This is a genomic window from Streptomyces sp. NK15101 (assembly GCF_020400725.1).
GTDB lineage: Bacteria > Actinomycetota > Actinomycetes > Streptomycetales > Streptomycetaceae > Streptomyces.
In genome coordinates, this window is record NZ_JAINVG010000006.1 from 116,111 (window position 1) to 135,017 (window position 18,907).

Genomic DNA, 18,907 nt, shown 5'->3' on the forward strand with positions numbered 1-18,907 from the left:
GTCACCGGGCCGGTGTACGGCTAGGACCTGATCGTCTCCGGGGATACGGGGGTCGCCCCCCGGAGGACAGCGGTCACCGGGCCGGTGCACGGCTGGAAGATCGTTTACCGCTTCACGTAGAAGGGCTCGCCGGGAGGCGTGGCCGAGGCCGGCAGGAGTGCCAGGTCGAGGCCCCGCACCAGGCGGGCCCTCAGTGTTTCGTCGGCGGCCAGGGCGCGGGCCACGCGCTGGGCCGCCTCCGCCGGGGAGGCGTCCGCGGCGAGGACCAGGGCGACCGTGCCGTCGGCGGTGCCGGGACCCAGGTGGGCGCGGAGCACCGCCGGCTCGGCGGCCACGACGGCCCGCACGGCTTCCCGTACGGCCGGGTCGTCGAGCGGGTCGGCGCTGGAGCGGCCCTCGGCGAGGGCGAGCAGCGCGGAGCCGGTCACCTGGTACGGCACGGGGCCGGCCAGGTCCAGGACCAGGGTGTCGGCCTTCTCGTGGACGAGGGCCGCGATCGCCTGGTGGACGGGGACGGCGACGGGCCGGGCCTGCGGGTCCCAGAGGGCGAGCGAGGCGATCGAGGTGAAGGCCGGCAGGGCCCGCCGGTCGCCGGCCGTCAGGGTGGGGACGGCCATGTCGCTCGTCTTCTCCTGCTTCAGTCCCGTCTCGGGGTCGACCTCGACCTCGCCGAGGACGGCGACCACGGGGACGAGCAGCCGGGCCCCCTTCAGGGCTTCGAGGACCGGGCCGTGGGCGGTTCTGTCCTCCGCCCAGGCCGCGAGGGCCGCGGCGAGCCGCGGGTCGGCGGTGCCGTCGTCTTCGGAGAAACCGGGGTCCGGGATGTTCTTGAGCGCCACGCCCCGAGCCTAACCGCCGGGTCCGGACCCCCTGCTAGGAGGTCCGGTGGGCGCGCCGGAGCATCACGGCGGTGAGGAGGAGCAGGGCGCCGAGTCCGCCGGCGACGGGGGCGAGCAGACCGAGGGGGCGGCTCTCCTCGGCGGCGGGGAGGGGGCCGGGTCCGAAGTGGCGGCCCTGGTAGCCGGTGGCGGTGTTCTTGGGGTCGCCGGCCTCGATCCGGCGGCCGGCGGCGATCGCGGCGGCCGGGTCGACCGTCCCGTACCCCTTGGCGTCGCTGCGTCCGCCCTTCGGCCGGTTGCGTGCGGTGTCGATGAGCAGCCGCTTGATCTGGGCGGGGGTGAGGTCGGGGTGCGCGGAGCGGACGAGGGCGACGGCCCCGGAGACGAACGCGGCGGCGGCGCTGGTGCCCCAGCCCTCGTAGTAGCGGCGGTCGGGGTCGGCGATGACGATGTCGTCGCCGGGGGCGCTGACGGTGGCGTACCAGCGGCGGGTGGAGAAGGAGGCGTGGGTGCCGTAGCGGTCCACGGCGGCGACGGCGATGACGCCGGGGTAGGCCGCGGGGTACGAGATGTGGTCGCCCTTCTCGCCGCCGTTGCCTGCGGAGGCGACGACGGAGACGCCCTTGGCGAGGGCGTACTGGACGGCGGCGTCCTCGCCCGCGTCGGGGTGGGCGGACTTGGAGTCGTCGCCGAGGGAGAGGTTGATGACGTCGGCACCGTGGTCGGCTGCCCAGCGGATGCCTTCGGCGAGGGCCGTGCCCCGGGTCTTGCGGGCCTTGTCGCGGGCCTTGTCGGTGGACTCCAGGATGACCCGCACGGGCAGGATCCGGACGTCGGGGGCGACGCCGAGGACGCCGTCCTGGGCGCCGGGGCCGTGGCCGTGTCCGGCGATGATCCCGGCCATGGCGGTGCCGTGCCGGGCCCAGGCGCGGTCTCCCTTCGACGCCCCGAAGCCGATGAGGTCGCGTCCGGCGAGGACCGAACCCGCGAGGTCCGGGTGGCCGGCGTCGACGCCGGTGTCGAGGACGGCGACGGTGACGCCGTGGCCCTTGGTGGTGCGCCAGGCCTCCGTGGTGTGGAGGGCTTCGAGGCCCCACTGGCGGGCCCGGATGGTGTCGGCGTGCGCGGGGGCGGTGGTGGCGGGCAGGACGGTGAACGCGGCGGCGAGCAGGGCGACCGCGCCGCCGCGGGTCCGGTGGCGGGTGGGTCGGGTCACCGGGCGTTCTCCTTGGCGGCCGTGGTGGCGGCCGTGCGCAGCAGTCGTACGAGGCGTTCGGTGATGCCCTTGGCCTCGTGGCCGAGACCGGACTGGGCGGTGGCGTCGGTGCGGTTCGCGGTCATGGCCCGGTCGGCGGGGACGGGGCCGCCGTCGACGGCCCGGCCGTCGGCGAAGCCGGAGACGGCGGTGACGACGACGGGGAGGTCTGCGGGGGCGTTCAGCCACCAGGCGGCGCGCTGCGGGGCGCCGAAGCGGGCGGCGACGGTGCCGGGTCCGGCGAGGGCCGGAGGGACGTCCGCGCCGAGCCGGGCGGTGAGGTCCTGGCCGAGGGTGCGCTGGGTGGCGGCGTCGGCACGGGTGAAGACGAGGCCGACGGTGATCACGCTGCTGGCGGTGGCGTCGGTGTACGTGGCGCGCAGGACGCGCTCGCAGCCGAGCGGTTCGACGGTGGCGCGGAGGGCCCTGGCGAGGACGGCGGGGGTGCAGGGGACGTCGGGGGCGACGACGATCCGGGTCCAGGTGCGGTCGGCGCCGCCGGGACCGGCGCCGGGGCCCGCGAGGGTGCGGGGGAAGAGGGTGTCGACGGGGGCGTTGTGCCAGAGGTCCTTCGCCTCGGTGTACCCGACGGGCTCGGCGGGTTTCCCGGGCTCGGCCGCGGCCAGCCACACGCCGGCGAGGGCCCCGCCGATGAGCCCGAACCCGAGCACGGCGCAGACGGCGACCGCGAGGGTCCGCCCGGGGCGCCGCTCCCGCACGGGCCGCAGCCGCGTGGTGATCTCGACGGGCACCTCGGGCGGGAGCGGGCCGGGACCGCGGTACGGGGCGGCGGACGTGGGCAGCGCCGCGCCGCCCACGGGCGGCCCTGCGGGTCGGGGCGGGACGGCGGCCGGTGCGGACGTTGCCGGGGCGTGCACCGGCCGGTGGGCCGGGGCGGGCGGAGCGACCGTCGGTGCCGGTGCCGCCGGGTGGGAGGAAGCGGTCGCCTGCGCCGGTGCCCCCGGACGGGACGGAACGGCCGTCGATGCCGATGTCCCCGGACGGGACGGAGCAGCCGCCTGCGCCGGTGCCGCCGGACGGGACGGAACGGTCGTCGGTGCCGGCGGGCCGGAGGGTCGGTCCGTCGTGGGGATCGGGCGGAGGCGGGTCGTGGTCTCGACCGCCGGGAGGTCCGTGGCGTCCGGCGCCGGGAGCAGGGCGTCCGTGATGCGGGAGGTCGTGGGGCGGTGCTCGCCGGTCATCCCCGTCCCCCTGCTCGTGTCGACAATGCCCGTCACTCTACGGGCTGTTCCCCCGCGCACGGGAACTCAGGGGCTACCCACCCGTAAACCTGTCTGGCAAGCTCGGGCCATGACTCCCCGTGCCGCCGACCGGGCCCGTTACGACCGGGCCACCGCCCACCTCGACGCGCCCGTGGCGATCGTCGACCTGGAGGCCTTCGACGCCAACGCGGCGGACCTGGTGCGCCGGGCCGGGGGCAAGCCGATCCGGGTGGCGAGCAAGTCGGTGCGGTGCCGGGCGCTGCTGGAGCGGGTGCTGTCGCGCGACGGGTTCGCCGGGATCATGTCGTTCACGCTCGACGAGTCGTTGTGGCTGGCGCGCGCCGGGTTCGAGGACGTCCTGCTGGCGTACCCCTCGGCCGACCGCTCGGGGTTCGGGGAGCTCGCGCGGGATCCGAAGCTCGCCGCCGCCGTGACCGTGATGGTGGACGACGTGGCGCAGCTCGATCTGATCGACGCGGCTCGCGGGGGCGGGACGGAGGAGGTGCGGGTCTGTCTGGAGCTCGACACGGCGCTGCACCTGCTCGGCGGGCGGATACGGGTCGGGGCCCGGCGCTCGCCGCTGCGGGAGCCCGCCCAGCTCGCCGAGCTGGCCCGTTCCGTGGTGCGGCGGCCGGGCTTCCGGCTGGTCGGGATCATGGCGTACGAGGGGCACGTCGCCGGTGTCGGGGACGCGGTCGCGGGCCGGCCGCTGCGCTCGCGGGCGATCCGGCTGATGCAGTCCGCCGCCCGCAAGGAGCTGGCGGAGCGCAGGGCGGCCGTGGTGCGGGCCGTGCGGGCGGTGGCGCCGGACCTGGAGTTCGTGAACGGCGGCGGCACCGGGAGCGTGCAGCACACGGCGGCCGAGGACGCGGTGACGGAGATCGCGGCGGGTTCGGGGCTGTTCGTGCCGCGTCTCTTCGACAACTACACGTCCTTCAGCGGGCGTCCGGCCGCGCTCTTCGCGCAGCCGGTGGTCCGCCGCCCGGGCGTGGGCGTGGTGACGGTGCTCGGCGGCGGCTACCCGGCGTCGGGTGCCGCGGGCCCGGACCGGCTGCCCGTCCCGTACCTGCCCGAGGGGCTCCGGTACGACCCGCAGGAGGGTCCCGGCGAGGTGCAGACCCCGCTGCTCGGCTCCCCCGCCGACGATCTGCGGATCGGCGACAAGGTCTGGTTCCGGCACGCGAAGGCCGGGGAGCTGTGCGAGCGGTTCGAGAGCCTGCACCTGGTGGAGGGCGATCGCGTCACGTCGACCGTGCCCACGTACCGGGGCGAGGGGATGACCTTCCTCTAGCGGCTAGTGCACGGAGTCGGTCTGGTCCGGGATGACGGTGCCGTCCGGGCGGCGGACGGGCTGGAGGGTGCCGTCGGCGGCGGTGTAGCCGGTGGTGGCGCACGGGTACGGCGCCGGCTTCCGCTTCTTCGGTTCGATGAACATGGGGTTGACGAGCCAGCGGCCGTCGCCGTTCTCGTACGCCCGGCACATGAGCTCGTTCTTGTTGCGGTTGAGGACCAGGCGCAGCCCGGTGGCGTCCCGCAGGAAGGAGACGTCGGTGTCGGAGTCGCCGGCGGCGAAGGCCTGGCGGCGGTCGGCGGGCTGGACGCGCTCGGCGGCGGGGCCGCGGACGCCGAAGACCTCCTGGTTGATCCAGCAGCGCTTGCCGTCGATGTAGGTGATCATCGTGTCCTCGCCGTCCCGGACGGTGCCGCAGCCCTTGAGGTGGGTGGTGAGGCGGCCGTGGTCGGTGGTGTTGCGGATGCCTAGGACGTGGGCGGGGTCGACGCCGACGTCCTTCGCCCAGACGTCGACGACGGGTTCGGGTGAGGCGGAGACGATCCGGACGTCGAAGCCGGCGTCCTGGAGGGCGCGGATCAGGTCCCGCTGCTGGTCGTAGTACCGGACCCAGGCGGTGACCTGTGCGGTGCCGACCCGCTGGGTGGCGCCCTGCGGGGCGGCGAGGTTCTCGGCGCGGGCGGCGGCCGCGAAGGAGGCGGCCTGGCGGGTGGTCCAGCCGTGCAGGAGCTGGGCGAGCCAGGCGTACTGGGGCTCCGTGCGGCGGTGGTCGTAGCCGGCGAAGGCGGTCTTCCCGCCGGTGGTGGTGCCCGAGCCGTAGACGGAGAGGAGCTCGTCGGCGCAGCGGGTGTCGGTGGCCGTGGGGAGGGTGCGCACGCCGGTGGGGCAGGCCCGGCCGAGGGCGGTCGCGGCCTCGGGGGTGAGGTGGCGGCTGGTGGTGGACCAGTCGCCGCCCTCGGGGGGCCGGACGCGGTCGTTGCGCAGGAGCCAGTAGAAGGTGGCGTCGCCGACGTCGTTCTTGACGACGGTGTTGTCCCAGTCGAGGACCGCGACCGGCTTCCGGCCGTCCCTGTCCTCGCAGTGCTCGGCGATGAAGGCGTCGATGCGGGCCTTGTTGTCGCCGTACCAGCCGTCGGAGATCTTCAGGGTGGGGCATCCGGCGGGCCTGGCGCCGGCGTTCGCCGCGGGGAGGAGGCCGGCGGCGGCGAGGGCGAGGGCGGCCGCCGTGGCGGAGGTGCGGAGCTTGCCGTTCATGAACGCTCTCCTGGGTGTACGCGGACAGCCGGGCGCCTTGCGACGCCCGGCTGTCGGGTGGGGGTGGGGAGGGGATGGCGGCGGCGAGGGCCTGGGGCTAGAGCGGGGTCACGTAGGCGCCCGAGATGCCTCCGTCGACGAGGAAGTCGCTGGCGTTGACGAAGGAGGAGTCGTCGCTCGCGAGGAAGGCGACGGCGGCGGCGATCTCCTCGGCCTCGGCGAAGCGGCCGACGGGGATGTGCACGAGGCGGCGCGCGGCCCGCTCGGGGTCCTTGGCGAAGAGCTCCTGGAGGAGCGGGGTGTTGACCGGCCCCGGGCAGAGGGCGTTGACGCGGATGCCCTCGCGGGCGAACTGGACGCCCAGCTCGCGGGACATGGCGAGGACGCCGCCCTTGGAGGCGGTGTACGAGATCTGGCTGGTGGCGGCGCCCATGACGGCGACGAAGGAGGCGGTGTTGATGATGGAGCCCTTGCCCTGGCGGCGCATGTAGGGCAGGGCGGCCTTGCAGCAGAGGTAGACGGAGGTGAGGTTGACGTCCTGGACGCGCTTCCAGGCCTCCAGGCCGGTCTCCAGGATGGAGTCGTCGTCGGGGGGCGAGATGCCGGCGTTGTTGAAGGCGATGTCGACGGAGCCGTAGGTGTCGAAGGCGACCTTGAAGAGGTTCTCGACCTCTTCCGGGTCGGTGACGTCGACCTGCACGAAGGTGCCGCCGACCTCCTCCGCGGCGGCCTTGCCGGCGGTCTCGTCGATGTCGCCGCAGACGACGTTGGCGCCTTCGGAGGCGAGGCGGCGGGCGGTGGCGAGGCCGATGCCGCTGCCGGCTCCGGTGATGACGGCGGTACGGCCGACCAGGCGGCGGCAGATGTTCTCTTCGGTGCTGCTCATGGGTGCTCAGGCCTCCGTGCTGATGAAGACGTTCTTGGTTTCGGTGAAGGCGGTCAGGGCGTCGGGGCCGAGTTCGCGGCCGAGGCCGGACTGCTGGTAGCCGCCGAACGGGGTCCAGTAGCGGACGCTGGAGTGGGAGTTGACGGAGAGGTTGCCGGCCCGCACGGCGCGGGAGGCGCGCAGGGCGCGGCCGACGTCCCGGGTCCAGATCGAGCCGGAGAGGCCGTACTCGGTGGCGTTGGCGAGGCGGATCGCGTCGGCCTCGTCCTCGAAGGGGAGGACGACGGCGACGGGTCCGAAGATCTCCTCGACGGCGCAGGGGGCGTTCTCGGCGACGCCGGTGAGGACGGTCGGCGGGAACCAGAAGCCGGGTCCCTCGGGTGCCTTCCCCCGGATGCCTTCGAGGTCGTCGCCCACGTAGGAGCGGACGCGGTCGAGCTGGGCGCGGGAGATGAGCGGGCCCATCTGGGTGCGCTCGTCGGCGGGGTCGCCGACGACGATCTCCTCGATGGCGGGGGCGAGGAGCCCCAGGAAGCGGTCGTACGCGCTCCGCTGGACGAGGATGCGGGTGCGGGCGCAGCAGTCCTGGCCGCTGTTGTCGAGGAAGGACATCGGAGCCGCCGCGGCCGCGGCCTCCAGGTCCGCGTCGGCGAAGACGATGTTGGGGCTCTTGCCGCCGAGTTCAAGGGTGACGCGCTTCACCTGGTCGGCGCACTTCGCCATGATCGACTTTCCGACCCGGGTGGAGCCGGTGAAGACGATCTTGGCGATGCCGGGGTGCTCGACGAGGGCGTTCCCGGCGACGGGGCCGGTGCCGGGCAGGACCTGGAAGAGGCCTTCGGGGAGGCCCGCTTCGAGGGCGAGTTCGGCGAGGCGGAGGGCGGTGAGCGGGGTGGTCTCGGCCGGCTTGAGGAGGACGGCGTTGCCGGCGGCGAGGGCGGGTGCGGTGGCCCAGGCGGCGATCGGCATGGGGAAGTTCCAGGGGGCGATGACGCCGACGATCCCGAGCGGTTCGAGGATCGTGACGTCGAGGCCGCCGGCCACCGGGATCTGGCGGCCGTTGAGGCGCTCCACTCCCCCGGCGGCGAAGTCGAGCAGGTCGCGGACGTTGCCGGCCTCCCAGCGGGCGTTGCCGATGGTGTGGCCCGCCTCGGTGACCTCCAGGCGGGCCAGTTCCTCGGCGTGGTCGTCGACGACGGCGGCGAAGCGGCGGAGCAGCCGGGCCCGGTCGGCGGGCGCGGCGGCGGCCCAGCCGCGCTGGGCGGCGGCGGCGCGGGCGACGGCGGCGTCGACGTCGGCGGGGGTGGCGGCGGGGACGGTGGCGACGAGTTCCTCGGTCGCCGGGTTCAGTACCTGGAGCAACTCATTCCTCTCAGAGGTGACGCAGAGGCGTTTCAGTGGCGTTCGAAGGAGCGGCGCAGCTCCCAGTCGGTCACCGCGGCGTCGAAGGCGTCGAGTTCGACGCGGGCCATGTTGCGGTAGTGGGCGACGACCTCGGGGCCGAAGGCGGCCTTGGCGATCTCGCTGGTCTCCCAGAGTTCGGCGGCCTCGCGCAGGGTGGTGGGGACGTGCGCGTACTCGGCGGCGTACGCGTTCCCGGTGCAGGGCGGGGGCAGTTCGAGGCGCTGCTCGATGCCGTACAGACCGGCGGCGACCAGGCCGGCGACGGCGAGGTAGGGGTTGACGTCGCCGCCGGGGAGGCGGTTCTCGAAGCGGGTGGAGCGGCCGTGGCCGACGACCCGGAGCGAACAGGTGCGGTTGTCGTGGCCCCAGGCGACGGCGGTGGGGGCGAAGGAGCCGGGCTGGAACCGCTTGTAGGAGTTGATGTTCGGGGCGTAGAGGAGGGAGAAGTCGCGGAGGGCGGCGAGCTGTCCGGCGAGGAAGTGGCGCATGGTCTCGGACATGTGGTGCTCGTCGTCGCCGGCCATCACGTTCTCTCCGTCGGCGTTCTGGAGGGAGAGGTGGATGTGGCAGGAGTTGCCCTCGCGCTCGTTGTACTTCGCCATGAAGGTGAGCGAGTAGCCCTCCTGGGCGGCGATCTCCTTGGCGCCCGTCTTGTAGACGGCGTGCTGGTCGCAGGTGACGAGGGCCTCGTCGTACTTGAAGGCGATCTCGTGCTGGCCGGGGTTGCACTCGCCCTTGGCGGACTCGACGGTGAGACCGGCGCCGGCCATCTCGTTGCGGATGCGGCGCAGGAGCGGTTCGATGCGTCCGGTGCCGAGGACGGAGTAGTCGATGTTGTACTGGTTGGCGGGGGTGAGGCCGCGGTAGTTCGCGTCCCAGGCCTGCTCGTAGCTGTCCTTGAAGACGATGAACTCGAGCTCGGTGCCGACGTGGGCGGTGAGGCCGAGCTCCGCGAGGCGCTCCAGCTGGCGGCGGAGGATCTGGCGGGGCGCGGCGACGACGGGGGTGCCGTCGGCCCAGGCGAGGTCGGCCGTCACCATGGCGGTGGCGTCGTTCCAGGGGAGGCGGCGGAGGGTGGTGAGGTCGGGGTGCATGGCGAAGTCGCCGTAGCCGCGGTCCCAGGAGGACATCTCGTAGCCGTCGACGGTGTTCATCTCGGTGTCGACGGCGAGGAGGTAGTTGCAGCCCTCGGTGCCGTGGCCGAGGACCTCGTCCAGGAAGAACCGTGCGGCGAACCGCTTGCCCTGGAGTCTTCCCTGCATGTCGGGGAAGGCCAGGACGACGGTGTCGATCTCGCCGCTCTCGACGAGGGCGCGCAGCTCCTCGACGGTGAGCGGGGGTGTGCGGTCTGCCACGGGATTGCTCCTCCTTCGGCCTGCCGGGAGCCATAAGGTATTGCGGAAGACCATTGCTTGGGAAGTGCTGGAGAGAGGAAAACGAGAACGTGGCCAGTACGAGTGAATCGGCGGACCGGCTGACGCCCGTGCTGCGGCCGGTGCGGGCGGGCAACGGGTTCGAGGAGGCCCTGGAGCAGATCCTCCAGGTGGTACGGCTCGGCCTGGTGCCCGGCGGGGAGCGGCTGCCCGCCGAGCGGGAGCTCGCCGACCGGATGGGGATCAGCCGGGTCACCCTGCGCGAGGTCCTGAAGGTCCTCCAGGAGCAGGGGCTCGTGGAGAGCCGGCGCGGCCGGTACGGCGGGACGTTCGTGCTGCCCCGGGTCCAGACGGCCGACGAGGACGAGCTGCGCCGCCGGATCGCCACGGTCGACATGGAGGACACCCTGCGCTTCCGCGAGGTCCTGGAGGTGGGGGCCGCCGGCCTCTGCGCGGCCCACGGCCTCGACGCGGCGGGCGCCGAGCGGCTGCGGACGGCCCTCGCGGCGACCCATGACGCCCCGCTGGCCGACTACCGCCGCCAGGACACCCTGCTCCACCTCACGCTCGCGGAGCTCTCCGGCTCGCCGACGCTGACGGCCCAGTACGCCGCCGTCCGGGCGACGGTGAACGACCTCCTGGACTGCATCCCCCTGCTCGTACGCAATCTGGAGCACTCCCAGCACCAGCACACCGCCCTGGTGGAGGCCGTGCTCGACGGGGACGCGGACGCGGCGCGCGAGGTGATGCGGGAGCACTGCTCGGGCACGGCGGCCCTGCTGCGGGGCTTCCTGACGTGAGCGGGCGCGCCGGCCGGCGCCGGAGCGGGCCCCCGAGCGCGTAACCCGAAAGTAACGCACGGGGCTTGCGCTCCCCCGTCGGCCACCGCAAAGGTATGGCACCAATCCATTGGGCCCGTTGCGGGGAGCTGACGCTGCCATGACGCTGGAAGACACCACGCCGACGAAGGACGACTATCTCGAACGCCGAGCCCTGCGCCGCGGCAGCGCCGGCTGGCTGCTGCTGACCGGCCTCGGCGTGGCGTACGTCGTGTCCGGGGACTTCTCCGGCTGGAACATCGGCCTGTCGAAGGGCGGCTTCGGCGGGCTCGCCGTCGCCACCGTCCTGATGGGCGCGATGTACGCCTGTCTGGTCTTCGCGCTCGCCGAGCTCTCCGCCATCCTGCCCACCGCCGGGGGCGGCTACGGCTTCGCCCGCCGGGCGCTCGGCACCTGGGGCGGCTTCCTCACCGGCACCGCGATCCTCATCGAGTACATCCTCGCCCCCGCCGCGATCTCCATCTTCATCGGCGACTACGTCGAGTCCCTCGGGCTCTTCGGCCTGGAGTCCGGCTGGCCGGTCTACCTGGTCTGCTTCGCGCTCTTCATCGGCATCCACCTGTGGGGCGTGGGCGAGGCGCTGCGCTTCAGCCTGATCGTGACGGCGATCGCGGTCGCCGCCCTGGTCGTCTTCGCGCTCGGCGCGTTCACCGACTTCCACGTGGACGGCCTGGACGACATCCCGGTCGACGGCGCGGCCTTCGGGTCGAACTCCTGGCTGCCCTTCGGACTGCTCGGGATCTGGGCCGCGTTCCCCTTCGGCATGTGGTTCTTCCTCGGCGTCGAGGGCGTGCCGCTCGCCGCCGAGGAGGCCAAGGACCCGGTGCGGTCGATGCCGAGGGCGCTCGCGATCTCGATGGGGATCCTGGTGCTGCTCGCCGTCATGACCTTCTTCGCCACCACCGGGGCGCGCGGCGCGGCCGCCGTCCAGGAGGCCGGCAACCCCCTGGTCGTGGCGCTCCAGGGCGACGGGGAGCCGACGGCGCTCAGCCGCTTCGTGAACTACGCGGGCCTCGCGGGCCTGGTCGCCTCCTTCTTCTCCCTCATCTACGCCGGTTCGCGCCAGCTGTTCGCCCTCTCCCGGGCCGGCTACCTGCCCCGGTTCCTCTCCCTGACCAGCCGCCGCAAGTCGCCCTACCTGGGCCTGCTCATCCCGGGCGCCATCGGCTTCGCCCTCGCCGCCGGCACCGGGAACGGGGCGCGGATGCTGAACATCGCGGTCTTCGGCGCCACCATCTCGTACGCCCTGATGGCGCTCTCCCACATCGTGCTGCGCCGCCGCGAGCCGGGACTGCACCGGCCGTACCGCACGCCCGGCGGGATCGTGACCTCGTCGGTGGCCTTCGTCCTGGCCCTCTCGGCGCTGGTCGCGACCTTCCTGGTGGACCGGACGGCGGCGTTCATGGCGCTCGGGGTGTACGTGATCGCCCTCGCCTACTTCGCGTTCTACAGTCGGCACCATCTGGTGGCCAGTGCGCCCGAGGAGGAGTTCGCGGCGCTCGCCGCGGCCGAGGCCGAACTCGAACGCGACTGATCCGCCGATGCTCCGCACCTCTGGAGGAAGTTCCGTGACCAAGCCGCTCATCGGCGTGACCACCTACCTGGACCAGGCGCGCTGGGGCGTGTGGGACATGACCGCCGCGCTGCTCCCGGCGCAGTACCCGCGTCTCGTACGGGAGAGCGGCGGGCTCGCGGCCATGCTGCCGCCGGGCGGCCCCGAGGACGCGGCGGCGGTCGTGGCCCGGCTCGACGGGCTCGTCGTCGCGGGCGGGGCGGACGTCGAACCCGTGCGGTACGGGGCCGAGCCCGACCCCCGCACCGGTCCGCCGGCCCGCGCCCGGGACACCTGGGAACTGGCCCTGATCGACGCGGCCCTGGCCTCCGGCACCCCGCTGCTCGGCATCTGCCGGGGCATGCAGCTCCTGAACGTGGCGCTCGGCGGCACGCTGGTCCAGCACCTGGACGGGCACGTGGAGGCGGTCGGCGTGATCGGCCGGCACGCGGTGAAGCCGGTGCCGGGCACGCGGTACGCCTCGCTGGTGCCCGGACTCACCGAGGTCCCGACCTACCACCACCAGGCCGTCGACCGCCTCGGCACGGGGCTCGCGGCCTCGGCGCACGCGGAGGACGGCACGGTGGAGGCCGTGGAACTGGCCGCGCCGGCCTGGGCGCTCGGGGTGCAGTGGCACCCGGAGATGGGCGAGGACCTGCGCGTCATGCGCGGCCTGGTGGAGGCGGCGGCGGGCCGGTAGCCCCGCCGGAAGGGGTGCGGAGCGGCCGGGGTGGGCTCCGGCCGCCCCGCGGCTCGGGGGCGAGGGGGCGACGGGTGACCGCCGCCCCGCGGCTCAGTCGCTCGTCGCCGTGACCGCGCGGCGGCCGAGGAGCACGTACAGGCCCGCGGCGACGGTCATGCCGACCGGCATGGAGAGGTCGACCCCGCCGAGCGCCGTGGCGACCGGCCCGGTGTAGAGCGTGTTGACGCAGAGGGCGGCCGAGGCCACGCCCACGATCAGGGAGAGGGCGCCCGCCCAGTTGACGCCGCCGGTGAACCAGAAGGGGCTGCCGGGGGTCTCGTCCGAGAGCGCGCGGCCGTCGTAGCGGTTGCGGCGCAGCAGGATGTCGGTGGCGTACACGGCCATGAGGGGGCCGATCAGGACGACGATCACCTGGAGGGCGTTGCTGACGGTGTCCAGGAAGTTGGAGACCAGCAGGCCGTAGAGGGTGAGGGCGACCGCGACGGCTCCGTCGAAGAGGACGCTGACGGTACGCCGGATGCGCAGGCCGACGGCCTGGAGGGCGAGTCCGGCACTGTACGCGGTCAGGGCGTTGATGGAGATCGTGCCGAGGATCAGGGCGAGCAGGAAGACGGGCACGAACCAGCCCGGCAGGATCTCCTGCAGCGCGTTCTGGGGGTCGGTCATGTCGACGGCCGTGGCGGCGAACGCGCCCAGCGAACTGACCACGACGCTGGGGACGAAGGCGCCGAGGGCGGTCCACCCGGCGATCGCCGCCGGCGAGGACGTACGCGGCAGGTAGCGCGAGAAGTCGGCGCTCGTCGTGTACGAGAGCGGGCCCGAGGCGATCATCGTGACGCCCGCGACGAGCAGGGCCCAGAGGCCGGCGCCGGCCGCCGGCTCGGCGGGCGCGTACGAGAAGTCGGCGTGGCGGAGGACCGCGAGGGCGACGACGGTGAAGGCACCCGCCAGGGCCAGGGTGATGGGCAGGTACAGCTTGATGATCAGGGCGTGGCCGTAGACGCTGATCGCGAGGGTGAGCGCGGCGATGACGACGATCACCGCCACCTTGACGGGGACGTTCGCGGTGACGCCGGTCTTCTCGACGAGCGCGAAGGCGGCGGTCGCGGCGGCCGCGAGGTTGAGCGCGAAGTAGCAGACGGAGACGAGCCAGCCGCCGACGGCGTTGTTCACCCGGTTGCCGATGACTCCGTACAGGGCGCGGGTGATCACCTCGCTCGGCGCGCCCGCGGCCGGTCCCGAGGTGGCCAGGAGCCCGGTCAGCACCCAGAAGAGGTTGCCCACGACGATCACGCCGACGGCCTGCCAGAGGCTCAGGCCCATCAGGACGAGGGCGCCTCCGATGACGAGGCTGAGGTAGTTGACGTTCGCCGCGGCCCACACGGAGAAGAGCTCGCGCGGGTGTCCGTGGCGCTCGCCGTCGGGGATGTGATCGATGCCGTGGGCTTCGATGCGGCCGGGCCGGTCGGCGGCCGGCGGGGTGACCTCGGCGCGGGCGGCGCCGGGGTCGGGAATCGTGGAAGCCATGCGGCCCTCCGGATGCGTGTAGCCCACCTGGTTGCTTATTGGTCGCACACTCAATAGCATCGCCGGTATGCCGTCAAGCGTCCAGCGCAAGAGAATTCGGAAAACTCCCGAGGCCCGTAGGGCGGAGATCGTGGAGACCGCGGCCCGCGTCGCCCTCACCGAGGGCCTGGAGTGCGTCACGCTCCGGCGCGTCGCCGACGAGCTCGCCGTGCGACCCGGGCTGATCAGCCACTACTTCCCCTCGGCGGAGGACCTGGTGGCCGAGGCGTTCAGCGTCGCCTCCACCGGCGAGCTCGACGCCCTGCTGCCCGCCGACCGCCCCGACGGGACGCCCACGCAGTACCTCGTGCGCTACTTCGCCCTCTCGGCCGGAGAGGCGTACGACGACATCAGCCGTCTCTGGATCAACGCCCGCCACCTCAGCCGCTACCGGCCCGTGCTCCGCGACCGGGTCGCCGAGCAGGAGCTCGCCTCCGACGACCGCCTCGAAGGACTCATCCGGGAGGGCGTCGAGCGCGGCGAGTTCCGGACGGACGACCCGCGCGCGGCGGCCATCCAGATCCTGGTGGTCCTCGACGGCCTCGGCGCCCACGCCAACACCGACCGCAGCAACCGCCCGGAGGCGGTGACGCGGATGGCGGTGACGACGGCGGAACGGGAACTGGGCCTGCCGTACGGCGCCTTGACCGACGTACCGCCACCGGGCGAGGAGGGGGCCGAGCGCGCGGAGGCAGCCGAGGCCACCGAGTCGGCCGAGCCGACCGAGCCACGCTGACGCGCGGGAGCTCACTGCCGGGCGAGGGGAGCGGGGCGCCCGCGGGCCCACCGGGAGGCGACACCTGCGGCCGTTCGCCGACCGCGCCGCGGTCGGCGAACGGCACCGGGCCGTCTCCATGGGCAAGCGGTACCGGGCCGTCCCCACGGGCGAGCGGCACCGACGGCCAACGCCGGGGTGCCCCCGCCTACGAGCGGTACCGGGCCGCCCGCGCCGACGAGCACCATCGACGACCAACGCCGACCGCCCCGCGAGCGGGCGGTACCGGGTCGCGCCGGCGACCGTCGCTCCGCCCACGGTCCCGACGCCACCGCCCCACGCCACCACCGGCCTCACCCCCCGCCCTCCGACCCCCCGCCCCCCACCCACCCCGACCGCCTCCCGCACCCTTCCTGGAGCCATCGTGCGCACCCGACTCGTCCTGCATTCCGCCCGTCTGCTCGACCCCGGCACGGGGGCGTTCCTGCCGGAGACCGCGCTCGCCGTCTCCGACGACGGCCGGATCTCCGCCCTGGGCGACGACCGCGAGATCCGGGCCTCGGCCGGTCCGGCGACGACCGTCGTCGACCTCAAGGGGGCCGTCGTCACCCCCGGCTTCGTCGACGGCCACCTGCACCCCGTCTCCGGCGCCGAACTCACCCACGGCCTCGACCTGTCGTACTGCGCCGACCTCGACGACGTACGGGAGGCGCTGGCGCGCGAGGTGCGGTCCCTCGACCGCGGGCGGTGGCTCTTCGGCTGGGGTCTGGACCCGAACGTCTTCGGCGACCGGCCCGTCGGCACCGCCCCCTTCGACGCGGTGCTCGACGGGGTGCCGGCCTTCCTGCTGCTCTTCGACGCGCACTCGGCCCTGGCCAGCCGCCGGGCCCTCGAACTCGCCGGAGTCGACGGCCCCCGCACCTTCGACCAGGCCTCCGCCGAGGTCGTCTGCGACGCCGATGGACGCCCGACCGGACTGCTGCAGGAGGACGCCGCCTGCGAACTGGTCGAGCGGGTCGCCCCCCGGCCGACGCGCGAGGAGAGCCGGCAGCGGCTCGCGGCGGCGCTGCGGTCCATGGCGGCGGCGGGCCTCACCGGCGGTCACGCCATGGACGCCAACGGCGACAGCCTCGCGCTGTACGGGGAGCTCGACGCGGCCGGCGAGCTGCCGCTGCGGCTCCGGGTCGCGCCCTGGTGCCAGCCGGGTACCGACGCCGACGGCGTACGCGCGCTGATCGAGCAGCAGGGCACGGGCGGGGAGCTGTGGCGGGTCGCCGGCGTGAAGCTCTTCATGGACGGCACGATCGACAACGGCACGGCGTGGCTGGAACGGCCGGACTGCCACGGCGAGTCCACGCACGCGTTCTGGCCGGACCCCGAGGCGTACACCCGGATCATCGGGGAGCTGCACCGGGCGGGCGTGGCCACCGCGACGCACGCCATCGGCGACGCGGCCGTACGGCACGTCCTGGACTCCGTCGAGAAGGCGCGGGCGGACGGGGACGGCGGGATACGGCACCGGGTCGAGCACATCGAGACGGTGCCGGACGACACGCTGCGCCGCTTCGCGGAGCTGGGCGTCCTGGCGTCGATGCAGCCCACGCACTGCTGCGACTTCACCCGCGCCGACCACACCGACAACTGGTCGCGGCGGCTCGGCGAGGAGCGCGCCGCGCGCGCGTGGCGCTGCCGCGACCTGTCGGACTCGGGGGCGACCGTGGTCCTCGGCTCGGACTGGCCGATCGCGCCGTTCCCGCCGCTTGGCGTGATGGCCGGGGCCCGGCACCGGCGCCCGAGCCGCGACCTCGGCCAGGCGCCGCACGGACCGGAGCAGGCGCTCACGCCGCTGGAGGCGCTGCGGGGCATGACGACGGCGCCGGCGTACGCGGCGGGCGAGGAGCACGAGGCGGGGCGCCTGGCCGTCGGCCACCGCGCCGACCTGACGGCCCTGGCGGCGGACCCCCTGACGACCCCGTCGACGGAACTCGCGGACGTCCCGGTCCGCCTGACGGCGGTGTCGGGCCGGGTGACGTTCCGCGCGACGGACCTCTGACGGGTCCGAGTCACGCCCCGCGCTTCCGCCCGTGCGGCCCGCGTCCGGTGGGGCGGTGCCCCTCGCCCACCCGCCGTGTGGCCGCGCCCGCCGGGCCGGTGCCCCGCCCGTGCGGGCTCGCGCCTGGCGGGGCGGTGCCCCCGCCCGTGTGGGCAGTCGTCCCGCGGGGCGGGACGGGTGGGCACACGGGACGGCGCCCTTCAGCGGCGCCTCCGCGTTCCGCGCCTGGACCCGCACCACGAGTGCGGCGCACGGCCCGGTGCGGGTTCAGGCGCGTGAGCCTCGGGCGCCGGCAAGGGCGCCGTTCCGTTGCGCCCGCCCTCCCCCGAGCTCTCGGCTCCGCTCGAGCAGGGGGGGACCCCCTTGCCCCAGCGGAACGCATGCCCACAACGGAGGCGGGAGCGGAGGTGGGCACCGCCCAGCCGAACGACTGCCCACAACGGACGGCGGGAGCGGAGGTGGCGTCAGGCCGGCTCGGGGGACGCGACCTTCACCGGCTCGGTGACCCTCACGGGTTCCGTACCGGCCGCACTGTGCCGTTCGGCCCACGTTTCCAGGGCCGTGCGGCAGGCATGGTCGAGGTGGTGCAGACCGGAGACGTCGACCACGATCGGTCGGTCCTGGGGCAGCGCCTCCAGGCTGTCGAGTATCTTCGGCAGCCGCAGGAAGGTGGCGTTGCCCGACAGATGCGCCTGGAGCGGACCCGCGCCCTTGTCGATGACCTCCAGTCTGACGTGCGAGGTCTCCCAGGCGGTCTTGGCCACGGACAGGGCCAGCCCGATCAGCACGCCTTCGAACATGTTCACGGTGACGATCGCGACGGCCGTCGCCACCAGGATCAGCGCCTCGCCCCGGTGCCCCCGCCACAGCGTCGCGACCCCGCGGAACGGGATCAGCTTCCAGCCCGCGTGGATCAGTATGCCGGCGAGCGCCGGCAGCGGGATCAGCGCCAGTGTCCCCGGCAGCAGCGCCGCGAACAGCAGCAGCCAGACGCCGTGCAGGACGCGGGACGCCCTGGTCTTCGCGCCCGCCGCCACGTTGGCGGAACTGCGGACGATGACCGCGGTCATCGGCAGGGCCCCGAGCACACCGCAGACCGTGTTGCCCGCGCCCTGCGCCATGAGCTCCTTGTCGTACTGGGTGCGTGGACCGTCGTGCAGCCGGTCCACCGCGGCGGCGCTGAACAGGCTTTCGGCGGAGGCGATCAGGGTGAAGGCGAGGACCGTGCCCAGGACGGCCGGATCGGCCAGCTCGCCGAAGGCGTCGGCGCCCGGCAGCTGGACGGAACCGATCAGGCCGTTCACCTCGACGGTGGCCACCGGCAGGCCGAACGCCAGGGTGACCGCCGTCGCCAGGATCACCGCGGCGAGCGCGCCCGGCACGGTCCGCGCCTTCTCCGGCAGGTGCTTCCACCCCACCATCACGGCTATGGTGCCCGCGCCGACCGCGAGCGAGGCCGGCGCCGTGCTGCTGCCGAAGGCGCCGAAGACGGCCTCGGGCAGCCCCAGGATCTTGTCGACGCCGGAGGCGGGAGCCTTCAGGCCGGCCGCCGCGTACAGCTGACCGGCGATGATCACCAGACCGATGCCGGCCAGCATGCCCTCGACGACGGCGACGGAGATCGCCCGGAACCAGCGCCCCAGCCTCAGGGCGCCCATGGCCAGCTGGAGGACCCCGGCGGCGAGGACGATCACACCGAGCGTGGCGAGCCCGAACTCGGTGACGGCCTCGAAGACCAGCACGGTCAGCCCCGCCGCCGGTCCGGACACCTGCAGGCTGCTGCCCCGCATGAGACCGGTGACGATGCCGCCCACGATGCCGGTGACGAGTCCGAGCTCGGCCGGGACGCCCGAGGCGACGGCGACGCCGACGCACAGGGGAAGGGCGACGAGGAACACGACGAGCGAGGCGGCGAAGTCCTGGCGTAAGTAAGGGAAGTTCGTCATCTCGGCCT

The 18,907-nt window shown here is 74.1% G+C and carries 15 protein-coding genes; 6 read left to right on the forward strand and 9 right to left on the reverse strand.

What is annotated here, in order from left to right:
• Positions 1–104: 104 nt before the first annotated feature.
• Genes K7G60_RS05125 through K7G60_RS05135 form a run of 3 tightly spaced genes read right to left on the reverse strand, consistent with a single transcriptional unit; the run spans position 105 to position 2,912 of the window.
• Positions 105–839, reverse strand: a complete 735-nt coding sequence (locus K7G60_RS05125) for an SseB family protein (RefSeq protein WP_225799580.1) — start codon at positions 837–839, stop codon at positions 105–107.
• A gap of 34 nt (positions 840–873) precedes the next feature.
• Positions 874–2,055 (reverse strand): type VII secretion-associated serine protease mycosin, encoded by a 1,182-nt coding sequence (gene mycP, locus K7G60_RS05130; protein WP_225799581.1) that lies wholly within the window; start codon positions 2,053–2,055, stop codon positions 874–876.
• Positions 2,052–2,912 (reverse strand): hypothetical protein, encoded by an 861-nt coding sequence (locus tag K7G60_RS05135; protein ID WP_225799582.1) that lies wholly within the window; start codon positions 2,910–2,912, stop codon positions 2,052–2,054. The genes mycP and K7G60_RS05135 overlap by 4 nt, the downstream gene beginning before the upstream one ends.
• A gap of 493 nt (positions 2,913–3,405) precedes the next feature.
• On the opposite strand from K7G60_RS05135, the gene K7G60_RS05140 reads away from it, so the two are divergent.
• Positions 3,406–4,608 carry an amino acid deaminase/aldolase gene (locus K7G60_RS05140; RefSeq protein ID WP_225799583.1) on the forward strand — a complete coding sequence of 401 codons (1,203 nt, stop codon included), beginning with the start codon at positions 3,406–3,408 and terminating at the stop codon, positions 4,606–4,608.
• Positions 4,609–4,611: 3 nt separating this feature from the next.
• Here the strand turns inward: K7G60_RS05140 and K7G60_RS05145 are convergent, their stop codons facing one another.
• The 4 genes from K7G60_RS05145 to K7G60_RS05160 all read right to left on the reverse strand — a co-directional run bounded on the left by K7G60_RS05145 (position 4,612) and on the right by K7G60_RS05160 (position 9,507).
• Positions 4,612–5,862, reverse strand: a complete 1,251-nt coding sequence (locus K7G60_RS05145; protein WP_225799584.1) for a haloacid dehalogenase-like hydrolase — start codon at positions 5,860–5,862, stop codon at positions 4,612–4,614.
• Positions 5,863–5,959: 97 nt separating this feature from the next.
• Positions 5,960–6,748, reverse strand: a complete 789-nt coding sequence (locus tag K7G60_RS05150; protein WP_225799585.1) for a 3-oxoacyl-ACP reductase — start codon at positions 6,746–6,748, stop codon at positions 5,960–5,962.
• Positions 6,749–6,754: 6 nt separating this feature from the next.
• Positions 6,755–8,146: an aldehyde dehydrogenase gene (locus tag K7G60_RS05155; RefSeq protein WP_263985545.1), complete on the reverse strand. Its 1,392-nt coding sequence runs from the start codon at positions 8,144–8,146 to the stop codon at positions 6,755–6,757.
• The gene (locus K7G60_RS05160; RefSeq protein WP_225799587.1) at positions 8,143–9,507 is read right to left on the reverse strand and encodes a glutamine synthetase family protein; all 1,365 of its coding nucleotides are present in this window, start codon (positions 9,505–9,507) and stop codon (positions 8,143–8,145) included. The genes K7G60_RS05155 and K7G60_RS05160 overlap by 4 nt, the downstream gene beginning before the upstream one ends.
• Positions 9,508–9,596: 89 nt before the next feature.
• On the opposite strand from K7G60_RS05160, the gene K7G60_RS05165 reads away from it, so the two are divergent.
• From K7G60_RS05165 to K7G60_RS05175, 3 genes are all read left to right on the forward strand, one after another.
• Positions 9,597–10,325: a FadR/GntR family transcriptional regulator gene (locus K7G60_RS05165; protein ID WP_093876986.1), complete on the forward strand. Its 729-nt coding sequence runs from the start codon at positions 9,597–9,599 to the stop codon at positions 10,323–10,325.
• Positions 10,326–10,464: 139 nt separating this feature from the next.
• Positions 10,465–11,898, forward strand: coding sequence for an ethanolamine permease (gene eat, locus K7G60_RS05170; protein WP_225799588.1), 1,434 nt, complete (start codon positions 10,465–10,467; stop codon positions 11,896–11,898).
• A 34-nt stretch (positions 11,899–11,932) separates the two neighbouring features.
• The gene (locus K7G60_RS05175) at positions 11,933–12,616 is read left to right on the forward strand and encodes a gamma-glutamyl-gamma-aminobutyrate hydrolase family protein (protein WP_225799589.1); all 684 of its coding nucleotides are present in this window, start codon (positions 11,933–11,935) and stop codon (positions 12,614–12,616) included.
• Positions 12,617–12,709: 93 nt separating this feature from the next.
• On the opposite strand, the gene K7G60_RS05180 is transcribed toward K7G60_RS05175, so the two are convergent.
• Positions 12,710–14,146: a cytosine permease gene (locus tag K7G60_RS05180; protein WP_225799590.1), complete on the reverse strand. Its 1,437-nt coding sequence runs from the start codon at positions 14,144–14,146 to the stop codon at positions 12,710–12,712.
• Positions 14,147–14,213: 67 nt separating this feature from the next.
• Between K7G60_RS05180 and K7G60_RS05185 the strand changes: the two genes are divergently transcribed.
• Both K7G60_RS05185 and K7G60_RS05190 read left to right on the forward strand, forming a co-directional pair.
• On the forward strand, positions 14,214–14,921 hold the full coding sequence (locus K7G60_RS05185) for a TetR/AcrR family transcriptional regulator (RefSeq protein ID WP_225799591.1): 708 nt from the start codon (positions 14,214–14,216) through the stop codon (positions 14,919–14,921).
• Between the two features lie 403 nt (positions 14,922–15,324).
• Complete coding sequence (locus K7G60_RS05190) at positions 15,325–16,953, forward strand: amidohydrolase (protein ID WP_225799592.1); 1,629 nt, start codon at positions 15,325–15,327, stop codon at positions 16,951–16,953.
• A 464-nt stretch (positions 16,954–17,417) separates the two neighbouring features.
• On the opposite strand, the gene K7G60_RS05195 is transcribed toward K7G60_RS05190, so the two are convergent.
• Complete coding sequence (locus K7G60_RS05195; RefSeq protein WP_225799593.1) at positions 17,418–18,899, reverse strand: SulP family inorganic anion transporter; 1,482 nt, start codon at positions 18,897–18,899, stop codon at positions 17,418–17,420.
• Positions 18,900–18,907: the final 8 nt, after the last annotated feature.